Origin of the sequence: Aurantimonas sp. E1-2-R+4 (genome assembly GCF_036549515.1) — a bacterium.
GTDB lineage: Bacteria > Pseudomonadota > Alphaproteobacteria > Rhizobiales > Rhizobiaceae > Aurantimonas > Aurantimonas coralicida_A.
On sequence record NZ_JAZHLK010000002.1, the window covers coordinates 138,538 to 155,933 of the forward strand.

General features: G+C 62.4%; 16 protein-coding genes and 2 tRNA genes. 2 read left to right on the plus strand and 16 right to left on the minus strand.

The genetic code is table 11. The features are described from left to right. Positions 1-175: 175 nt before the first annotated feature. The 6 genes from VQ045_RS02055 to VQ045_RS02080 all read right to left on the minus strand — a co-directional run bounded on the left by VQ045_RS02055 (position 176) and on the right by VQ045_RS02080 (position 9,561). The gene (locus VQ045_RS02055; RefSeq protein ID WP_331828984.1) at positions 176-3,016 is read right to left on the minus strand and encodes a valine--tRNA ligase; all 2,841 of its coding nucleotides are present in this window, start codon (positions 3,014-3,016) and stop codon (positions 176-178) included. Between the two features lie 143 nt (positions 3,017-3,159). Then, entirely contained in the window at positions 3,160-4,356 is a 1,197-nt protein-coding gene (locus VQ045_RS02060; RefSeq protein WP_331828985.1) for a PopZ family protein, read from the minus strand. A gap of 177 nt (positions 4,357-4,533) precedes the next feature. After that, positions 4,534-5,898 (minus strand): TolC family outer membrane protein, encoded by a 1,365-nt coding sequence (locus tag VQ045_RS02065; protein ID WP_327650861.1) that lies wholly within the window; start codon positions 5,896-5,898, stop codon positions 4,534-4,536. A 248-nt stretch (positions 5,899-6,146) separates the two neighbouring features. Then, positions 6,147-6,800: a protein-L-isoaspartate O-methyltransferase family protein gene (locus VQ045_RS02070; RefSeq protein WP_327622935.1), complete on the minus strand. Its 654-nt coding sequence runs from the start codon at positions 6,798-6,800 to the stop codon at positions 6,147-6,149. A 179-nt stretch (positions 6,801-6,979) separates the two neighbouring features. Further along, positions 6,980-8,434 (minus strand): RimK family protein, encoded by a 1,455-nt coding sequence (locus VQ045_RS02075; RefSeq protein ID WP_331828986.1) that lies wholly within the window; start codon positions 8,432-8,434, stop codon positions 6,980-6,982. Between the two features lie 11 nt (positions 8,435-8,445). Next, positions 8,446-9,561, minus strand: a complete 1,116-nt coding sequence (locus VQ045_RS02080; protein ID WP_331828987.1) for a GNAT family N-acetyltransferase/peptidase C39 family protein — start codon at positions 9,559-9,561, stop codon at positions 8,446-8,448. 330 nt (positions 9,562-9,891) lie between these two features. Here VQ045_RS02080 and VQ045_RS02085 point away from each other — a divergent pair. Further along, positions 9,892-9,965: transfer RNA gene (locus VQ045_RS02085), tRNA-Cys, on the plus strand. 74 nt (positions 9,966-10,039) lie between these two features. Here the strand turns inward: VQ045_RS02085 and VQ045_RS02090 are convergent. Further along, positions 10,040-10,315, minus strand: a complete 276-nt coding sequence (locus tag VQ045_RS02090) for a hypothetical protein (RefSeq protein WP_331828988.1) — start codon at positions 10,313-10,315, stop codon at positions 10,040-10,042. Positions 10,316-10,488: 173 nt separating this feature from the next. Continuing rightward, positions 10,489-10,827: a hypothetical protein gene (locus VQ045_RS02095; RefSeq protein WP_331828989.1), complete on the minus strand. Its 339-nt coding sequence runs from the start codon at positions 10,825-10,827 to the stop codon at positions 10,489-10,491. A gap of 176 nt (positions 10,828-11,003) precedes the next feature. On the opposite strand from VQ045_RS02095, the gene VQ045_RS02100 reads away from it, so the two are divergent. After that, positions 11,004-11,079, plus strand: a tRNA-Asn gene (locus tag VQ045_RS02100). A 140-nt stretch (positions 11,080-11,219) separates the two neighbouring features. Here VQ045_RS02100 and VQ045_RS02105 read toward each other — a convergent pair. The 8 genes from VQ045_RS02105 to VQ045_RS02140 all read right to left on the minus strand — a co-directional run bounded on the left by VQ045_RS02105 (position 11,220) and on the right by VQ045_RS02140 (position 17,112). Then, entirely contained in the window at positions 11,220-11,486 is a 267-nt protein-coding gene (locus VQ045_RS02105) for a hypothetical protein (protein ID WP_331828990.1), read from the minus strand. A gap of 254 nt (positions 11,487-11,740) precedes the next feature. After that, complete coding sequence (locus tag VQ045_RS02110) at positions 11,741-12,145, minus strand: hypothetical protein (protein WP_331828991.1); 405 nt, start codon at positions 12,143-12,145, stop codon at positions 11,741-11,743. After that, entirely contained in the window at positions 12,142-12,513 is a 372-nt protein-coding gene (locus VQ045_RS02115; protein WP_331828992.1) for a hypothetical protein, read from the minus strand. The genes VQ045_RS02110 and VQ045_RS02115 overlap by 4 nt, the downstream gene beginning before the upstream one ends. 527 nt (positions 12,514-13,040) lie before the next feature. After that, complete coding sequence (locus VQ045_RS02120; RefSeq protein WP_331828993.1) at positions 13,041-14,036, minus strand: exonuclease domain-containing protein; 996 nt, start codon at positions 14,034-14,036, stop codon at positions 13,041-13,043. A gap of 69 nt (positions 14,037-14,105) precedes the next feature. Further along, positions 14,106-15,710: a terminase large subunit gene (locus tag VQ045_RS02125; RefSeq protein ID WP_331828994.1), complete on the minus strand. Its 1,605-nt coding sequence runs from the start codon at positions 15,708-15,710 to the stop codon at positions 14,106-14,108. 9 nt (positions 15,711-15,719) lie between these two features. After that, complete coding sequence (locus tag VQ045_RS02130) at positions 15,720-16,073, minus strand: phage terminase small subunit P27 family (RefSeq protein WP_331828995.1); 354 nt, start codon at positions 16,071-16,073, stop codon at positions 15,720-15,722. 50 nt (positions 16,074-16,123) lie between these two features. Then, positions 16,124-16,534: a hypothetical protein gene (locus VQ045_RS02135; RefSeq protein WP_331828996.1), complete on the minus strand. Its 411-nt coding sequence runs from the start codon at positions 16,532-16,534 to the stop codon at positions 16,124-16,126. Further along, entirely contained in the window at positions 16,534-17,112 is a 579-nt protein-coding gene (locus VQ045_RS02140; RefSeq protein ID WP_331828997.1) for a head-tail connector protein, read from the minus strand. The genes VQ045_RS02135 and VQ045_RS02140 overlap by 1 nt, the downstream gene beginning before the upstream one ends. Between the last annotated feature and the right edge of the window lie 284 nt (positions 17,113-17,396).

Genomic DNA, 17,396 nt, shown 5'->3' on the forward strand with positions numbered 1-17,396 from the left:
GCAGACGCGATTTGACCTAACGCAATGCGCGTCGTCGCTTCGGTTCGCCGGTGCCAGGATTTCCGCCGCTAGCGTGCCAAAAATGTGACAAGCTTCGTCATCCAAGTGAACCCGCTTTATGTCCACCGCGAAGATGATTCGCGATCACCGGAACGATAGAAATGTGTTGCGGCGGCTATCGCAGTCGCTCCAGCCCGGTGGCAAGCTTCTCGGCCTCGAGCCGATAGACCTCGCGTTTCTCCCGCTCCTGCTCGACGACCTCTTCGGGCGCATTCGCCACGAATTTCTGGTTCGACAACTTCCGGTCGATTCGCTCGATCTCCGCCAATGCCTTGGCCTCGGCCTTCTCCAGTCGGCTCCGCTCGGCCGCGATGTCGATCATGCCAGCCAGCGGCAGGGCGAAGGTGGCGCCCCCGGCGATGATCTGGGCCGACTGGTCGGGCGCGCCATCGCGGGTCTCGATCGAGGCAAGCCGGGCCAGTCGCTTCAACGCCGTGCCGTGCCGATCAAGCCGCGCCGCTGTCGACGCGTCGGGAGCGATCGCCAGCAGCGCCGCTTGCGCGCCCGCCGGCACGTTCATCTCGGCGCGAACCGAACGGATCTCGGACACAACGGCAATCAGCCAGTTGATGTCGTCGGCGGCAGCCGGATCGGCGAAATCCAGCGATGGCCAGGCTGCGTGGCACAGCAGCGAGGGCCGAGTCTCCGCCGTCGTTGCCCACAATTCCTCGGTCATGAACGGCATGAATGGGTGCAACAGCGCGTAGATGCGGTCGAGCACCGATCCCATCACGATGCGGGTTTCGTTCGCCGCCGCCTCGTCGCTGCCGCCGAGCGTCGGCTTGGCGAGTTCCACATACCAGTCGCAGAACAGGTTCCAGACGAAGCGATAGAGCGTCGCCGCCGCGTCGTTGAAGCGGTAGGCGCCGATTGCCGCTTCGGTCTCGGCGATGGTGCGGCCAAGTTCGGTGACGATCCAGCGGTTCAGCGGCAGCGTCAGTGGCGCCGGGTTGAGCGCGGCACCGTGGAGCGCCCCGTTCATCTCGGCGAAACGGGTAGCGTTCCAGAGCTTGGTGCCGAAATTGCGGTAGCCGGCGATGCGCTGCGGATCGAGCTTCACGTCACGGCCCTGCGCGGCCATGATCGCCAGCGTAAAGCGCAGCGCGTCGGCGCCATATTCGTCGATCAGATCGAGCGGGTCGACGACGTTGCCCTTTGATTTCGACATCTTGGCGCCGGTCTTGTCGCGGACCAGCGCATGGACATAGACCGTGTGGAACGGCTCCTCGTCCATGAATTCCAGCCCCATCATCATCATCCGGGCGACCCAGAAGAAGATGATGTCGAAGCCGGTCACCAGCACGCTCGTCGGATAGTAGGTGGCGAGCTCCGGCGTCTTCTCCGGCCAGCCCAGCGTCGAGAACGGCCACAGCGCCGACGAGAACCAGGTGTCGAGAACGTCCTCGTCGCGATGCAGGAAGCCGTCGCGGCGGGCCGGATCGGCCGCCATCGCCTTGGCTTCGTCATCGGAGATCGTGCCGTTCATGACGTAGTGGGCGAGCGCGGCGGCGACCGCTTCCTCCTCGCTCTTTTCGACGAAAATTTCGCCGTCCGGCCCGTACCACGCCGGAATCTGGTGGCCCCACCAGAGCTGGCGCGAGATGCACCAAGGCTGGATGTTCTCCATCCAGTCGAAATAGGTCGTTTCCCAGTTCTTCGGGACGAATTTGGTGCGACCCTCGCGCACGCTGGCGATCGCCGGCTCGGCCAGCGTCTTGGCGTCGACATACCACTGGTCGGTCAGGAAGGGTTCGATCGGCACCCCGCCACGGTCGCCATGCGGCACCGTATGCGCGTGGTTCTCGACCCGGTCGAGATAGCCTCGCTCCTCCATCATCGTCACGACCATATCGCGCGCGGCAAAGCGATCCTTGCCATCGAGTTCGGCGACCGTGCGATCGAGATCGTCCGACGGCTCGACGCCATCGAGAAAGTCCGGATTCTCGGCCAGAGTGACCGCCGCGGCGACGGTCAAGATGCTGATCTGCTGCAGATCATGCCGCTTGCCGACCTCGAAATCGTTGAAATCATGGGCAGGCGTCATCTTCACCGCGCCGGTGCCGGCCTCCGGGTCCGGATATTCATCGGCGACGATCGGTATGCGGCGGCCGACCAGCGGCAGGATGACATGCTTGCCGACAAGGTCCTTGTAGCGTGGGTCGTCCGGGTGGACGGCGACGCCGGTATCGCCCAGCATGGTCTCGGGCCGGGTCGTCGCGACCACCAGATAGTCGCGCGTTTCGTGTCCCGCCGGCTCGCCGTCGGAGGGTTTCCAAGCGACGCGGTTGCCCTCGTCGTCCAGATTGTAAGGGTGCTCGTAGCTCGCGCCGTCAGCCAGCGGATAGCGGAAATGCCAGAGGTGGCCCGCCACCTCCTTCTGCTCGACCTCCAGGTCCGAGATCGCCGTCAGCAGCTTCGGGTCCCAGTTGACCAGCCGCTTATCCTTATAGATCAACCCTTTACGATAGAGCTCTACGAACACATGGAGAACCGCCTTCGACAGCCCCTCGTCCATGGTGAAACGCTCGCGCGACCAGTCGCAGGAGGCACCAAGCCGGCGCAGCTGCTCGAGGATCGTGCCGCCGGATTCGCCCTTCCATTGCCAGACCCTATCGATGAAGGCGTCGCGGCCCATGTCGCGGCGACCCGGCTCTTTACGTTCGGCCAATTGCCGCTCGACCACCATCTGCGTGGCGATGCCGGCGTGGTCGAGGCCCGGTTGCCATAGGACATTCTTCCCTCGCATGCGCTCGAAGCGGATCAGGATGTCCTGCAGCGTATCGTTAAGGGCATGCCCCATATGGAGCGAGCCGGTCACGTTCGGCGGCGGTATCACGATCGAATAGGCTTCGGCGCCTTCGGCCGCTCCCGCCCCAGCCCGAAAGGCGTCGGCCTTCTCCCAGCGTTCGGCAATGCGCGGCTCGATCGCCGCGGCGTCGTAGGTCTTTTCAATCATGACATGTCCGGTGGCCCCGGCACGGGGCATTGCCCGAGGGCGTTGAAGCGTGCCTTCCGGTTACAGCCTCGCTTTCGCGGCTGTCAACGAAGAGCGGCTCGCGACACTCCCGGGACCCCGGAAAACAGCCTTCGTCGGCGCGATCAGCGGCGGCCGCCGCGCGCGACCCGCTCGATTTCCTCGCGGACCAGCTTCTCGACCAGGCTCGGCAGATTGTCGTCCAGCCACTCCTGCAGCATCGGCCGCAGGATTTCGCCCACCGTCTCGTCGATGGAATCCAGATGTTCCTCGCGAATGACGCGCGCAAGATTGTCGAAGGATGCGGCGACGCGGCTGCCCGTTTCCTGTGAGATCAGTTCGTGGATCGGTGCGCTGGCCGCGTTTCCGTGAAGGCTCGGACCGCTCGCCGAACTTGCCTCCTTGGAACCTGCCGGCAGGTCGAGTGCGGCCGCTTCCGTTGTAGCGGCAGCCGGCGACGACGCGGTCGCAACCTCCACCGCGCCCGATTGCCCTTCCACCTGCGATTCAGCCGCAATCTGGCTGGCGTTCTCGATCAGTTCGGACGCGAACCCCTCCTCGTCGAACTCGCCCACCGCATCTTCGTCATCGTCCAAACCAATCGTCTGGTCGCCATCCGGCAGCGGGTCCACGGTCTCGCCCTCGTCGCCCTCTGCATCGATCGCGTTTGACAGGGCGCCAAGATAATCGTCATCGCCCTCTTCGATCGGCTCCGAAGCTTCAGACGGGACAGCGCCGGCGCGCACCGCCTCGATGCGGCGCTCGGATACGGAGGCCAACGACACCGCGCGCAGCCGCGCGGTCGACAGTGACGAATCCTCGCCGGACTCAACGAGACCATCCTCACCCTGCATCACCTCGGCCGTCTGCCGATCCGGCAAGCTACCCATCTCGGCGACGGGGTCGACCTTCAGCCCCGCGGTCGACTGTTCGGCGCCAGCCTCGCCGGGCTGCTCGGCAAACATGGAATCCACCGGCTTGACGGGCGGCACGATCCCCAGCCGGGGGCGTCCCGGCGCAGTTGTGCCGTCGGCAGCGGGTGTGGCGGTACCGGCGCTCGGTGGCTTGGCCGTCTCGTCTCCAATCGCCCCCGAAGCGACAGACGCGCCGTCGGATTCGGATGGCGTTTCGGCTCTCCAGACCACCGCATCGGCCGCCAGCTCCGCAGCCTTGCCGGCGGCGTTTGCCGGCTCGCCGTGCAAAGGCTCGAGATCGGGCGCTTGTGTCGCGATAACGGTCTCGTCGCCGCTCTCGATGATCCGTCTGATCGAGGCCAGGATTTCGTCCATCGACGGCTCACGGGCCGAAAGGGCATTGCTCATGGGACGCTCCCGCAAATTCCGCGACAAGGGTCGACCCTATCGATCGAATCATGCGCGAAGCCTAAATGGAAAGAGCCCCGGCGTGAATCCCGCGAGCCCTTTTGGGGAAACTATCACCAGCTTCTTGGCCGAGGCTGTCGCGATGGCGGCCTCGGCCGCGACACGTACGCGGAGTGTCTACCGCCCGTCCGGCGTTCTCAGACCGTACCATTGGTCCTGGACCTGCTCGTAATGCTCTTCCGGCTTGTAGGTCTTGCCGGCCAAGCCGAGCCGCTCGGCTGACAGCCGGCCGGTGGCCGAGACCACTGCATAGCCGGCCACCACCTCGTCGCGTTGCGAGCCGACGAGCAAAATCTGCGCCGAAATCACCTCGCCTTGAGCATTGAGGACGTCGAGCGTGGTCCGCTGGCCGACGTTGCGCTCCTCGATGACACCATCCAGGGCCAGGCGAGCGGCCCGCGATTGCGCCTGAAAGCCGGCGATGTTGGCACGGGCGGCCTGCAACTGTGCCCAGGCGCTCGCCACCGCCGTTCTCACCTGATCGCGGGTTCCGTCGACCTCGATCCGACGCTGGCCGAGCACTTCCTTGGACTGGCGGACCTTGGAACTCGCACGACCGCCCTGGTAGATCGGTATCGTCAATTGGGCGCCCACGGTCGCCGACACCTGGTTCTGCGTATTGACGTTCGGACGGCCGAGCGACGTATTGACGCCGGGCAGGTTGCCCCCATGGGTTTCGCTCAGCGCATAGGTATCATCAACACGGCCGGTCAGGCTCAGAGTCGGCAGCAGCGCGCCCTCGGCCGACTTGACCTGAAAGGCCGCCGCGTCGACGACGGCCAGCGTCGCTAAAATCGCCGGATGCTCGCGCTGAGATATGGCGACGGCCGAATCGAGCGACTTCGGAATGTAACCCGCCGGGGTTCTGCCCGGCTTCAGATTCGTTGGGGGATTGCCCACCACATCGAGATAGGTCGCCTCGCTGGAAGCGACCTGCGCCAGCGCGCTGTTGAGCAGCGCCGTCGCGAGGGCCTGCTGGGATTCGGCTTGTGCTACGTCGGTGCGCGTTCCCTCGCCCACCTCAAAGCGCGCCCGCGACGCCCGCACCTGCTCCTGCAGAAATCCGAGATTCTGGCGGCGTAGCGCGGCGATCTGCCGGTCGCGTAGCACGTCCATATAGGCGGTCGCCGCGTCGAACAGGGTATTCTGCTCGGTATTGGCGAGGTTTTCCCGCGAGGCGCGAACTTGCGCCTGCGCCGCGGCGACGTTGTTGGGGGTTTGAAAGCCGTCGAACAGCGTCTGGTTCAACTGGATACCAAAGCCGATTGATTCCGACCGCGCCGTCTGCGACGAAATATCGTCGCCGAAGGTCGTCCGGCTTCGGGTCGCGTTGGCAGAGCCTACACCGCTGACGAACGGCCTGAGTCCAGCCCGCGCCTGTGGAACATTCTCGTCGGTGGCACGCAGTTGCGCCCGCGCCGAATTCAAGCCCTGGCTGTTGGCGTAGGCCTTGGCCAATGCCCCGGTGAGGGTCTCGGCCATGGCGGGAACTGACAAGAACGTACCGGCGACAAGTGCGGCGACAATCCAGATACTACGCAACCCGATGACTCCATACCGCGGATGGGGTCGAGAAAAGCATGCCCGCGAACAATCCCTCGCAGACGTTTCCCGCTACGCCATTCCATACCGACGGTATTTGATCAGTATTGTAACGGTCTGATCAAGTGCGGACCTGAATTTCCAGTGGCTTTATCGTGAAACGAAACATATCTGCCACGACGATGTGATCAGAAGACGAATTCTCTCGCCTTGTCGAATCCGGGCAGCGGCTTCACGCTGCAATTGAAGCCGAAGCGGTCCGAGACGAGGCCGTTCTCGTCTTTGAAATAGAGCCTGGCCGAGGCGGCGTTTCCGACGCCTTCGACGACCACGAGACGCCCCCCTTCGCGCAACTGCTGAAAGAATGTGTCCGGCAAGCGCTCGACGGCCCCCTCGAAGAAGATCACGTCATACGGAGCCTCGGACGGGTAGCCATCCTCCAGCTTTCCCTCGACCACGACGCAGGTGACGTAATCGAGTCGCGCCAAATTGTCGCCCGCGGACGCGGCAAGGTCGGCATCCTCTTCCAGAGCGACCACCGAGCCAGCAAGATGCGACAGGACCGCCGAGGAGTAACCGGAACCACATCCGACATCGAGGACGACGTCGTCGGGCGTGACCGCGGCAAGTTGCAGGAGCTTGGCGAAGGGCGAGGCTTCCATGATGTAGCGGCCGTTGCCGATCGGCAGATCCTCATCGATATAGGCAAGCGGTTTGCGCGAGGCGGGCACGAACTCTTCCCGCGGCACCTGCAGGAACGCCCGCAGAATGTCGTGACGGGTGACGTCCGTGGTGCGGATCTGGTTGTCCACCATCTTCGTGCGGGCGGTCTCGAAATCCATGGTCGAAATCCTCGTGTCTCGCCGCATCGTCGCCTTGCGGCCGCCCCGTTTCCATAGTCGCGGCTCTTGCCGCGCGCAAGGCGGACCGGCCTCTGGGCGATGGCGGCGCGGTTCCGGCTCGGCGCGGGCCAAGGAGCGGCGGTTATCCCGCTCGCGACGCACACTTTCGGCGACCGGCCTCAACGCTCGATGCGGTCGATGAACCACCGGGTGAGCCGAGTCCAGACCTCGTCCTTCTCAGCAAAATCCTCAACCCCATGCTCGAGGTTCGGATTGTCGTTGACCTCGATCAGGAAAATCCCGTCGTCGGTCTCCTTGAGATCGACGCCGTAGAGTCCGTCGCCGATGCAGCGGGCTGCCCGCAGTCCGGCATCCAGCACATGCGGGGGCGTATCGCCGAGCGAGAACGCCCTGAACCCACCCTCCAAGGGTCGCCCGCCATTGTCGTGGTTGATGATCTGCCAATGGCTCTTGGCCATCAGGTACTGGACCGCAAACAAGGGCTCGCCGCCGAGCACCCCGATCCGCCAGTCGAAAGTCGTCGGCATAAATTTCTGGGCGATCAGAAGGTCGCTATCCTCCAGCCAGGCATTCGCCAGCGTCACCAGACCGGCGACGTCGTCGACCTTCTTCACGCCTCGCGAGAACGACCCGTCGGGGATCTTCAGCACCATCGGAAAGCCGAGCTCGTCCGCCGCCCTGGCGAAGTCCTCCTTGCCCCCGATCATCACCGATGACGGGGTGGCGACACCATTCGCCGCCATCAATTCGTTGAGATAGACCTTGTTCGTGCAGCGGATCATCGAGATTGGATCATCGATCACCGGCATGCCCTCCTGCATGGCGCGGCGAGCGAACCGGTAGGTGTGATTGGAAATCGAGGTCGTCTCGCGGATGAACAAGGCATCGAAATTGGCCAGCCGGGGCAGATCCTTGCGACCGATCGGTTCGACATCGACGCCGAGCCGGGCCGCGATGCGCGCCCAGTGCCGCAGCGTATCCACCGAAGACGGCGGCATGTCTTCCTTGGGGTCGTAGAGGGTGGCGAATGCATATTTCGCCGGAGTCTTGGCTTTGGCTGCGCGCCATTGGCGCGCGGTGTACCGCTCCATGGCGACGAGCAGGCGCGCCGTCTCGGCGCTGTCGAGCTTGCCGATCGAGGCAAAACCGATGCGCCGGATTCGCGGGCGTCCTGCTTTGGGCTCCAGATGGACTTCAAGGGCCGGCGCTCGAAACCAGTCGAAGATCAGCTTGGCGAAACGATCAAGGCGGGGGTCGTCAGCGTGGCCGAAATAGATGCGTATCGGGGCAGTCGGTGCTTCGCCCTTGTCGAGTGCCTTCGACAGCACGGCATCGAGCTCGGGCAAGGCGTTTTCGTAAAGCTTCTTTTCCGAAAGGTCGATCATCGTCTCGACCGAGGGGATGATGCGGTGGCCGCGGGCCTCGGCGAGGAGCGAGGCGTAATACCCCCTGCTTTGATAGGCGTAGGACCGCGACAGGTTGATGACCTTGGGCCGTTGGCCCCAGAACAGCCCGGATCGCGCAAGATAGTCGCGGCTGGTCATGACCTTGTGCGGCGTCGCGCCGTTGTCGAGATCGGACGCGCGCCCGACGAGGACGACCCATTGAGACATCGGACGACCTTTTAAGCCTCGCGCCGGGAGAGGAAAACGGCCGCGCGAAGGCCGACCTTGCCGAAACGCGCGATCCGGTCAAATGTTTCGTATGGAATCGGAAGACTCGCGGCGTCGGCGACGGATTCGCCGCGTTCGTCCGCCACCCAGGGATCGTGGATGATGATATGGCGGCCATCGTCGCCATGGGCGAGCACCCAGTGCGGCACCTTCTTGTCGAACATGTGATAGCCAGAAATCAGCACCACGGCGGTCTTGCCCGCGGCGATCGCGGCGCGCAGTTCAACGAGGGTGAACGGGCGAATGGTGACCGAAATCGCATAGGCGTCGGCGCGACGGCGAAAATCTTCCTGGGCAAGCGCCATCACCCGCTGCTTCTCCGCGCTGCGAACCCCTTCCAGGAACAGATCGCCCGGTTCCGAGACATGAATTTCGGCGCCGAGCCCGGCTTCATGCGCCGCCACCGCCAAGCCATAGGGCTCGCAGCCGCCGGGTCCCGACATCATGAAGATCGTCGTCGCCTCGCGCCAGAGGCGGATCTCCGCCACCGGCTCCAGCACAAAACCGGGAACATCCCGCGCCAGCGCCATCATCAGGCAGCAGGCGCCGCAGGTGAAATCCGTCGTCTGCTCATAATAGGGGACACCGGTGTCGATCGCCTGGTCGCCGCGCAGGGTCTTCTCGAAGCGAAGTGCCGGCATGTGGTCGGCATAATAGTCGAGATAGCGTCCGGTCGAGCGAAAATGACGGGAGCGATAGAGCGCGATCGCGGCGGCATTATCCTCGCGAACCTCAAGTCGAAGGGCGATGCGGTCGCGATCGAAGGCCGCGGATTCTGCCGCTTCGAGCAGCTTCCGGCCGGTTCCACGCCCCGACGCATCCGGTGCGATGGCGAGGGAGTAGAGCCGCGCAAGCCCCGTGCCGCGACGCAGCAGGATGGCCGCGTAGCCGACGACCCGGCAGGCTTGTGCAGCAAGTCCGCCATCCTCCGCGACCAGCACGATGGCACTGTCCGCGCTGACGAGATTACGGAACGAGCGGCGCGAGATGCGATCGACATCGAAAGCAGCCACCTCGATCTCGACCAGCCGATCGATATCATCCGTGCGCGCCGCACGGATGAGCATGTCGGCAGCGTCGGGGATGGCAGGCGCGGAAGGCGCTCGCGAATTGTTCCGAATCATTTTCTGTCTGTCGAGACGCTGGGCCGCGGATTTGACTAGGCGTGCGCCCAATCCCGACGGTTGGCAAGGCAAAGGATCCGGTGCCAGCGTGCGATACGACGACGGCATGCGCGTGATGCAATGGCGCAGGATGTTGGCGTTCTAAAATCGAGCGTTCACCAATGCCGACGTGTCTCGACCGCTCGGTCAGCATGGCGCTCGAGCCAGATTTTCCGAATGGGCATTTCCGGCCTTGCGGAAATCCAACGGAATCCGTAGGTACGGCGCCGGTGAGGCCTCGTGGCGGAGTGGTTACGCAGAGGACTGCAAATCCTTGTACGGGGGTTCGATTCCCTCCGAGGCCTCCATTCCTCTCCCTGATGTATAACGGACTACTTTCGGCTTTGGCCGACGCGCGCCGGCGACAAACCGGTGACGCGCCCTATTCTGCCGGAAAGAAGCGAGGGCCGACGATGCGAATGCCGCTGGCGGTCCGGCGGATTTCCTGCTGCGGTTGCGCCGCCTGGGTGATGTCGGGCCGCGGCATGGGAACCGGGATCGAAGCCGTCTCGCCAGGCTGTCTCGGAGCGATCTGAAGCGACGCCATTTCGACCGGCGCCTCGAACTGATCCGAGCCAACCACATCCTGAGCGTAAGCGGGAAGGGTCAGCGAGCCGAAGGTCAGGGCCAAGATCGTCATTCCGGTCTTCGTAAACATGTGCGCCACCTGCAATGTGTTTTCTTTTGGGCACAAGGCTTGGCGCGACATTCTGGTTCCCCGCCTTCACAATTATTATGAATCGAACGGTAACGCGGAGCATCGGTGCGTGGCCGCTCTCCGGCGAGGTTTGCGGATACGACGCTCCTTATAGGGTCGTCGCGACGAATGCTCTATGATGGCTGGTTCGTGGGCGGTTCGCGCGTTGGCTTGCCGGCTCGGCTCGCGTCGCGGGGCGAGCGGGCGCGTCCCCACTTCACCGTTGACCGGCGGCGCCAGCGGCGCACGAAGATCAGATCGACCGACAGGACGAGGAGCCCCAACGGGATCATCCAGAAGCCGAGAATCGGCAGGAAACCCAAGAGGCCGCCCACGACAAGGCCGCTTCCCAGGGCTATCCGCCATCCGCGGCTCGCCGGCAGCGGAAGTCTGCGACCGAATATCTCGATCCCGCGGCTCTCGGATTTGCGCTCGCCATCGCTTTCGTCGTGCTGCGTCTCTTGATCGCTCATCCTGCCGCCATGATTTACCAGTAGTTATCGGCCCGGCCCTTGAAATGGGAATGCGGCCGGCCGGAACAAAGCCATTTTCGCCATTCGCGCCGCGATCGGGGATTTTTCCTCAACTCGCGGCTTGGCAAGAGTGTCATCGTTTTGCTATAGGCACGCCAACGCGCCTGACGCGTCATTCCCCGATAGCTCAGTTGGTAGAGCGTTCGACTGTTAATCGAATTGTCGCAGGTTCGAGCCCTGCTCGGGGAGCCAAATTAAAGGCCAGAGCGTTGATTTTATTGATCAAATCCGCTCTGGCCTTTCTCATTCCCACTCCCACTCCCAACTACGTCGCGGTTAGATCCGAGCGGATTTACGAGGGGTATCAGACCAGTTCAGCGAGTCGCGAATGGCTAATCGGTGGGGACAGAGTCGCAGGCCAGCAGGACCGCGCTAATTCGGAAACCGTCTCCCATCGTCTTTAACTCCGCGACCAGTTGGTCAAAGAATGCGAACGTCTCCTCCCAATCCTGAGTCGTCATGGTGAGGCTCGCTTGCGTATGGTCGCCAGTGCGAGCCTGGTCCTCTTTTATGCCGTCTCGTAAACAGGCGACGGTAAGTGTAATCGCGTGCGCGGCGTCATCATTGAAATCAGCCAGCAATCCGTGTGCCTTTTCCATGGTAAGTCTCTCCTCATTCGCGGCCTTGTAAGCGCGCGTCATCATTGTTCCGCGACCCTTCATTGAGCCTCGGCTTGATTGCCCTTCACGGGCGCTTTGCATTGGGGTCTCGCATAATGGGTTGCGGCGAGACGATGGCCCGACATCGCCGGGCGTGTGACCGAACCGTGCGGCTATTCCGCTGGACCGTCAATCGAGGTCGGCGAGGATGCACACAAAACGTCGTCGCCGTTCGCTGTTGGTTCTGCGGGCCGCTATGCCGCCACGTCGTCGTTGTCCGCCGCCGGCTCCGCATCGAAATAGTGACCTGCATAGCCCAACGCCTCCGCACTGGCGCCGGTCAGTCGCTCGATGTCCTCGCGTAGCTGCTCCACCAGACGTCCGATGCGGCGAAGATTGTACTCGGTGACGGGGTCCATCTCCACCGGCAACATCTCGATAACCGCCGATAGCGTCGCCAGCTTGAACAACAAGCCGTCGCCGTTGCCGCTAGGGTGGAACTCGGCTTCTGCCTCCAGCGCCCTTAGACGGTCGAACAGCGCCCACGCCTTGGCGTCCGATATGGGGCTGGTCGTCAGGATCTCCCGTTGCGCGGCGAGTGCGCGGCTGGCCTGCCGGGCAAGCTGCGGCCCGACGTGGCGTGCCGTCGCCGCGCTCATGCCGACACCGAGGCGTTGTCGTTGGCCGGCTGCCGGTACCAGGCTCGATCGAGGAACCTCACGATCTGACCTGCAGACACGACAGCCGCGAAGTCACGCAGAAGGATGTCCACAGTTTCGGTCGGGAAATCCTCCCGCCCAATTGCGCGACACAGCTGCCAGAATTCGAGGCGACCAAATTCCTCCACGCGCGGGTCCTCGTCTACCAGGACGATAGAGCGTTCGAACTCTTGGTACGGGGCGGCGATCTCGCGGGCAGTGTAAACGAGGATCGCGTCGTCGATGACCTCGGAGTCGACGATCTCGAGCCGAGCGTACCGGGCTTCATCGGTTGCGGTATCAGCGATGGCATTCTGATGAATAGTCATGTTTTAGGTCTCTGCATTGGACCGGCTTTCTGACGGCCGGGAAGGCGTACCTTCAAACCAGCAAGCGGCACTGGCACCGGGAGTGTCAGAAACACGTCACAGAGAGAACGTGCCCGACCGCCTTCCCTCAAGATGAGGTCTTGTATAGCGGCCGGACTCCCGGCATAGTACTACCGTTCGTGCGCGGCTCGCAGTCCGGCACGTTCCCTTGCAGTCAGATCTTTGGCGAGATCAGTCCTGCTCTGTAGATGAGACTACCGCCTTGGCGGTGCGACTCGGGAGTTTCTGACGCTCCGAGGACACACATACCCACCGACCGAAGCAGAAGCAAGCGTTCCTTACGGGGCGCCTGCCTCTCTGTGGCATAAATGTCGCCGGAAGGAGGCAGAGCCGCAGTGAAGGCTAGCAGGACGCAAGCAAATACCATTTTACCAATCTACCACTTGCTTGATAGCTGCTTGTGGCAGGGTCAGTCAAATATGACAACCTTGTTCGGTCTTCGCATTCAGGGCTGTCGCCTGATGCTGTCAGTCGCTTTCCTCTTCAGAGAATCCGAACATTTCAGCTAACTCCTCATCTGAGAACAGTGTCTCAAGCGAAAGTTCGACACTAATGCTGGATGGATGTCGCCTTGAGGGTGCTGCCTTCTTGCTCTTAGTGGGCGGGCGCAGAGAGTCTGGCACTAATGCCCAAAAATCCGCCTCCGAGATGATGTCTATTTCGTGCCCTGTGTCCCGGAGAATCTCGGCCTTTCGCTGCTTGCTGCTCTTCTCGTATCCCGCGAGCTTGTCCCTATCTTGGAGACCTACGACCAGTATTGCCGCTTTTTTCGTCACCGCAGCGGCGGTCGTGAAGCCAAGTGCGTTCGCGATTTCCTCGGCTTTCGCTCTGGGCGCCCCTAGCTGACCCGTGAATACGATCGTTTGGCCGTAGAAAATCCCGTCGCTTATACCCTGCCTTTCCGCATGGCTCTTTCGTCCCCTGGTACGCGGCTGCCGTGCGCGTGCAAGCCAGTCTCCCGGCTCGATCCCCGTTTCTGAGACGGCTCGTCTGAATATGATCTCGGTGACGCGGGCGTCCTCTAGCGCGTCGTGATGAGAAAAGGTGAGTTCGAAGTGCCGGCAGAGGTTCCGAAGACCGTAACCGCTGCGGGCAAAATCGGGCCATGCCCGGCGAACCACCGCCTGGTTGTCGAGCCACTGTGCCGGAATCGGAGGCAGATCGTGGCGTTCGGCCGCTCTCATCATGGCGACACGATCAAAAGGACCATGATGCAGCACGATCTGATCACGGAGGCGGCGTGACAGGTCATCGTAGATCTCCGTGAGGGAGGGGGCCTCCCTCACGTGCGCGGGCGTGATCCCGTGGATCGAGGTATTGAATGGATCAAAGAAATCCTTCGGATCGATGAGAAATGAATCTGACGCAATGACATCCCCCTCTCGAACCTCGATGAGCCCAATCTGGCAAATCGATGAATAGTCGGGATTAGCTGTTTCCAGGTCTAGTACGAAATAATCCACTCAAATGGCTCCCAAGGTTATTGGGAGATCATGCTGGTCGCATGGGAGATTGTCGAGGCGCACCTCCACTCACCCAAACGCCGCCACCGCCGTCTGCCAGTTCGGGTCGTCATAAAGACTGCCCGCCTCGGCACTACCGCCCGCAGCCGCACGATTGACCGCCATTGCCGCGGCGATAGCACCATCGATTGAAAGATGCCGCTTACCCTTGTGGAGTCGCACCTTGTGGCCATGGCTGTTCGTCTCGACTTCGACGTTGGCGAAGCAGAAGCGGAGGATTTCGTGCCCGCCATGCTTGAACCGCTTGGCGACAATCGCCCGCTCCAGTTCAGCAATTGCCGGCATCATGGAAAGGCTGCCCTGCCGGTGTTCGATCGCCGGCAAGCCTTCGTCCAAAAGGTTGTTCAAGACGTTGCGGGCCAGCGCCGGATCGAAGGCAATCTCGCGAACATCGAACCGGTCGCATAACTCGCGAATATTATCCTCGACAGCACGGAAGTCGACCACGTTGCCCGGCGTCGCAGTGATCAGCGATTCATCGGCCCACCGCACATATGGTGCCCCGGCCTGATCCTGCCGCTGGCGCAAATTCTCCTTTGGACAGAAGAACCACGGAACCACGATGTAGCCATCACCATTACGAAATGCGGCGACGATGACGGTAAGATCGCCCGATGAGCTGAGGTCGACGCCAATCCAGCAAGGCAAGCCTTGCAGTTCCGAAAGGTCGATCGGCTCGGAGCCGGCATCGTAGGTCGCCATATCCACGAAGGGCGAGGTCGAATGATCAGGCCAGAAATTGCAATGGTATTGGCGGAAGGCATCTTGATCGGCGGGCCGGTTCTCGGCTTCCCGAGCCATTGCCCGCAAGCCCTTCAGATCGGGATATCCGAGCGTCAGGCCGGGATTGACATCGTGCCATAGCGCCTCGTCTTTCCAGTCAGCGCCAGCATCGGGCTCGAAGAGCACAGGGAGGAAGGATGGATCATCGATTTCGCCCTTGGCAACCTTGCGGGCGTAAGAAACGAGATCGAACGCAAGATTTTCCTGTCCGCGCCCTGCCGTGGTGGTGATGACGTGCAGGGACTCAGGCGTCTTCGCCAAGCTGGTTTTCAGCGCTTCCCAAAGGTCGCGCTTCTTCCATGCATGGATTTCGTCCGACAGAAGGAAGTTCACCGTCCTGCCGTGCTGTGTCGCGCCGTCGCTGGATATGGACTCGTAGGTCGCACCTTTTCGCGGATGACGTATCTTGTGAGTACCGATGCGGATTTGCAGCTTGCCGGCGATTGCAGGATCAGCCTGGACGATGCCGAGTGCTTCGTCATAAGCGATAAGTGCCTGTTTGGAATCCGCCGCTGCGCTCACCGTCTGGCCGTTCGGGACACGTTCCGGGCCGAAAGTATGGAGCGCTATAAGCGCGGCTCCGATGGAAGTTTTCCGGGCGCCTCTCGGGATCATGGCGAACACGGTACGGACCTGCCGCTGGCCGTCGTCATCACGTGGACCGTAGATGCGCCGCACCAGACGCTCCACCCAGGGATCGAGCTGGAATTGCCTGCCGGGAAGCCGCGATTTTGGATGCTTCAACGCCAGAAGGAAATCGACCGCCCGCTGGCCATAACCCATGGGATCATCAATCGGGCTGTCATCGAACAGCCATGCGGGTCGCGCCATATTGGCTCCTTAAAGGTCTAGCGGATTGTCTTCGTCATCCTCATGCGCGCCGACTCGACTGCGGCTGGCAGGTGTCAGACCAAGTTCGGCCGCCCAGCGACGAGCCTCGGCAGTGGACTCGCGCAATGTAGCGAAGGCCGGATGCCGTTTCAGTTCCCCAAGCCGGTTTTCGACGTAGCCGCCATCTTTTGCGATGGCGGCCCGTGCAATCTTAATGTCGCCGGACGCCTCGCAGAAACGTTCAACCGCGCCGATGTCGGCAGGTGAAAGCACGCGCCGCTCGACAAGGACCGGCATCACGCGCCGCCATTCCGCCTTGGCTTCAGTGCTCATGTCGGCGGGCGGTTTCGGAACCTTGCGCACGGCATCGCCGATCGGTTTCGGCTCGGCCTTACGGCCGCGTGTGTGGTGGCTCATATCCCCGCCTGCGCCAGCGTCTCGTTGATCGCGTCGGCGCCGAGAACGCGCCGAAGGCCAGACGAGTCGTCCTCGCCGTCTACGCCGTCAGGGAGAGCCCTCCAGTCCTCGTGCTTTATCCACTCAGCCATCGTCCCGCCCATAGCGATGTAGACGGTGCGCGCCGCATCCATCACCGCATGGGACAATGCGCAATCCATAAACCAGACGCCGTTGCAGCGCCGGCTGGATAGCTCTACTCGCGGCGGACTGGCCGACAGTCCACCCTTCGCCGTGCGCATCAGCGCGCACTGGCGCAGGAGCATGCCGCGAGCCTCGCAATCGAAGAAAGCGATAATCGTGTTACCGGCTTTATTCGGGCGCTGGTCGACAATCGACAGCCCCTTGATTTTGATCTGGTCGGTCATCAGAAGATCCACAGTCGGTGCGCGTTGATCGCCGCAGAAACGTCGGGCAACTCATCAAACCTGTCGCCGATCACGATGGATTCCCGATTTTCGAAGTAGTGCGCCACCGTGCGACGGATGGCGTTGATGAGGTCGGCGGGGACATCCTCAGGCGCGGCGCCATAGCCGGCGACGAATTCGACCGTCACGGCGTCCGGACGCTCTGCGCTCTGCGGCCAGGATTCGCCTTCCGCCGGGAGGAGGAACGGGCGCTCAAGCCCTCCGATGCCGTAGGTGCGGAAAGCGGCAAGGGTCTGCTCGACTCCGTCCGTGTCGAGATACTTCACTGACGTGATTGATTGGACCGGCGACGTAGGAATGGTGATCCGCGTCGAAAAGGCGTCGAGCGACAGCCGCCAGGTCTGCGAAATGAGGCAGCGCCCCAGCAATCCGAACGGGCCATCGAAGCGGCTTACAGCGGCCTTGATATATGACGCAATTAGCACATCTTCATCGGCGTAATCGATTCGAGAGTGCTGCTTGAAATCGACGGTCGGAAGGACTTCCGCCGCCGGTCCAGTTACGCGAATCAGAGACATTTAATTGTTTCCTTAGTAGTGCTAATGGGTAAGGGGCGTCAGCCTTTTGCGACTGCGCCAATTCGAGCGCGTCGTGCGCGACGGGGGGGCGTCGGTGCGAGGCCACCCGGCCAAAGTCGACGACCACCCCCGGAGGTTGTGTTGCGGCTGCGACACACAACCACGCCCAGCATCAAGCTGCGGTGCGGCGTGGCATCTCGTGATCTGGCCTGCGAACCGCGTCCACGCCGATGGTGTAGAGCAGGCCGTCATCGCCATCGACGATGGTAACAAACTGCGAGGCC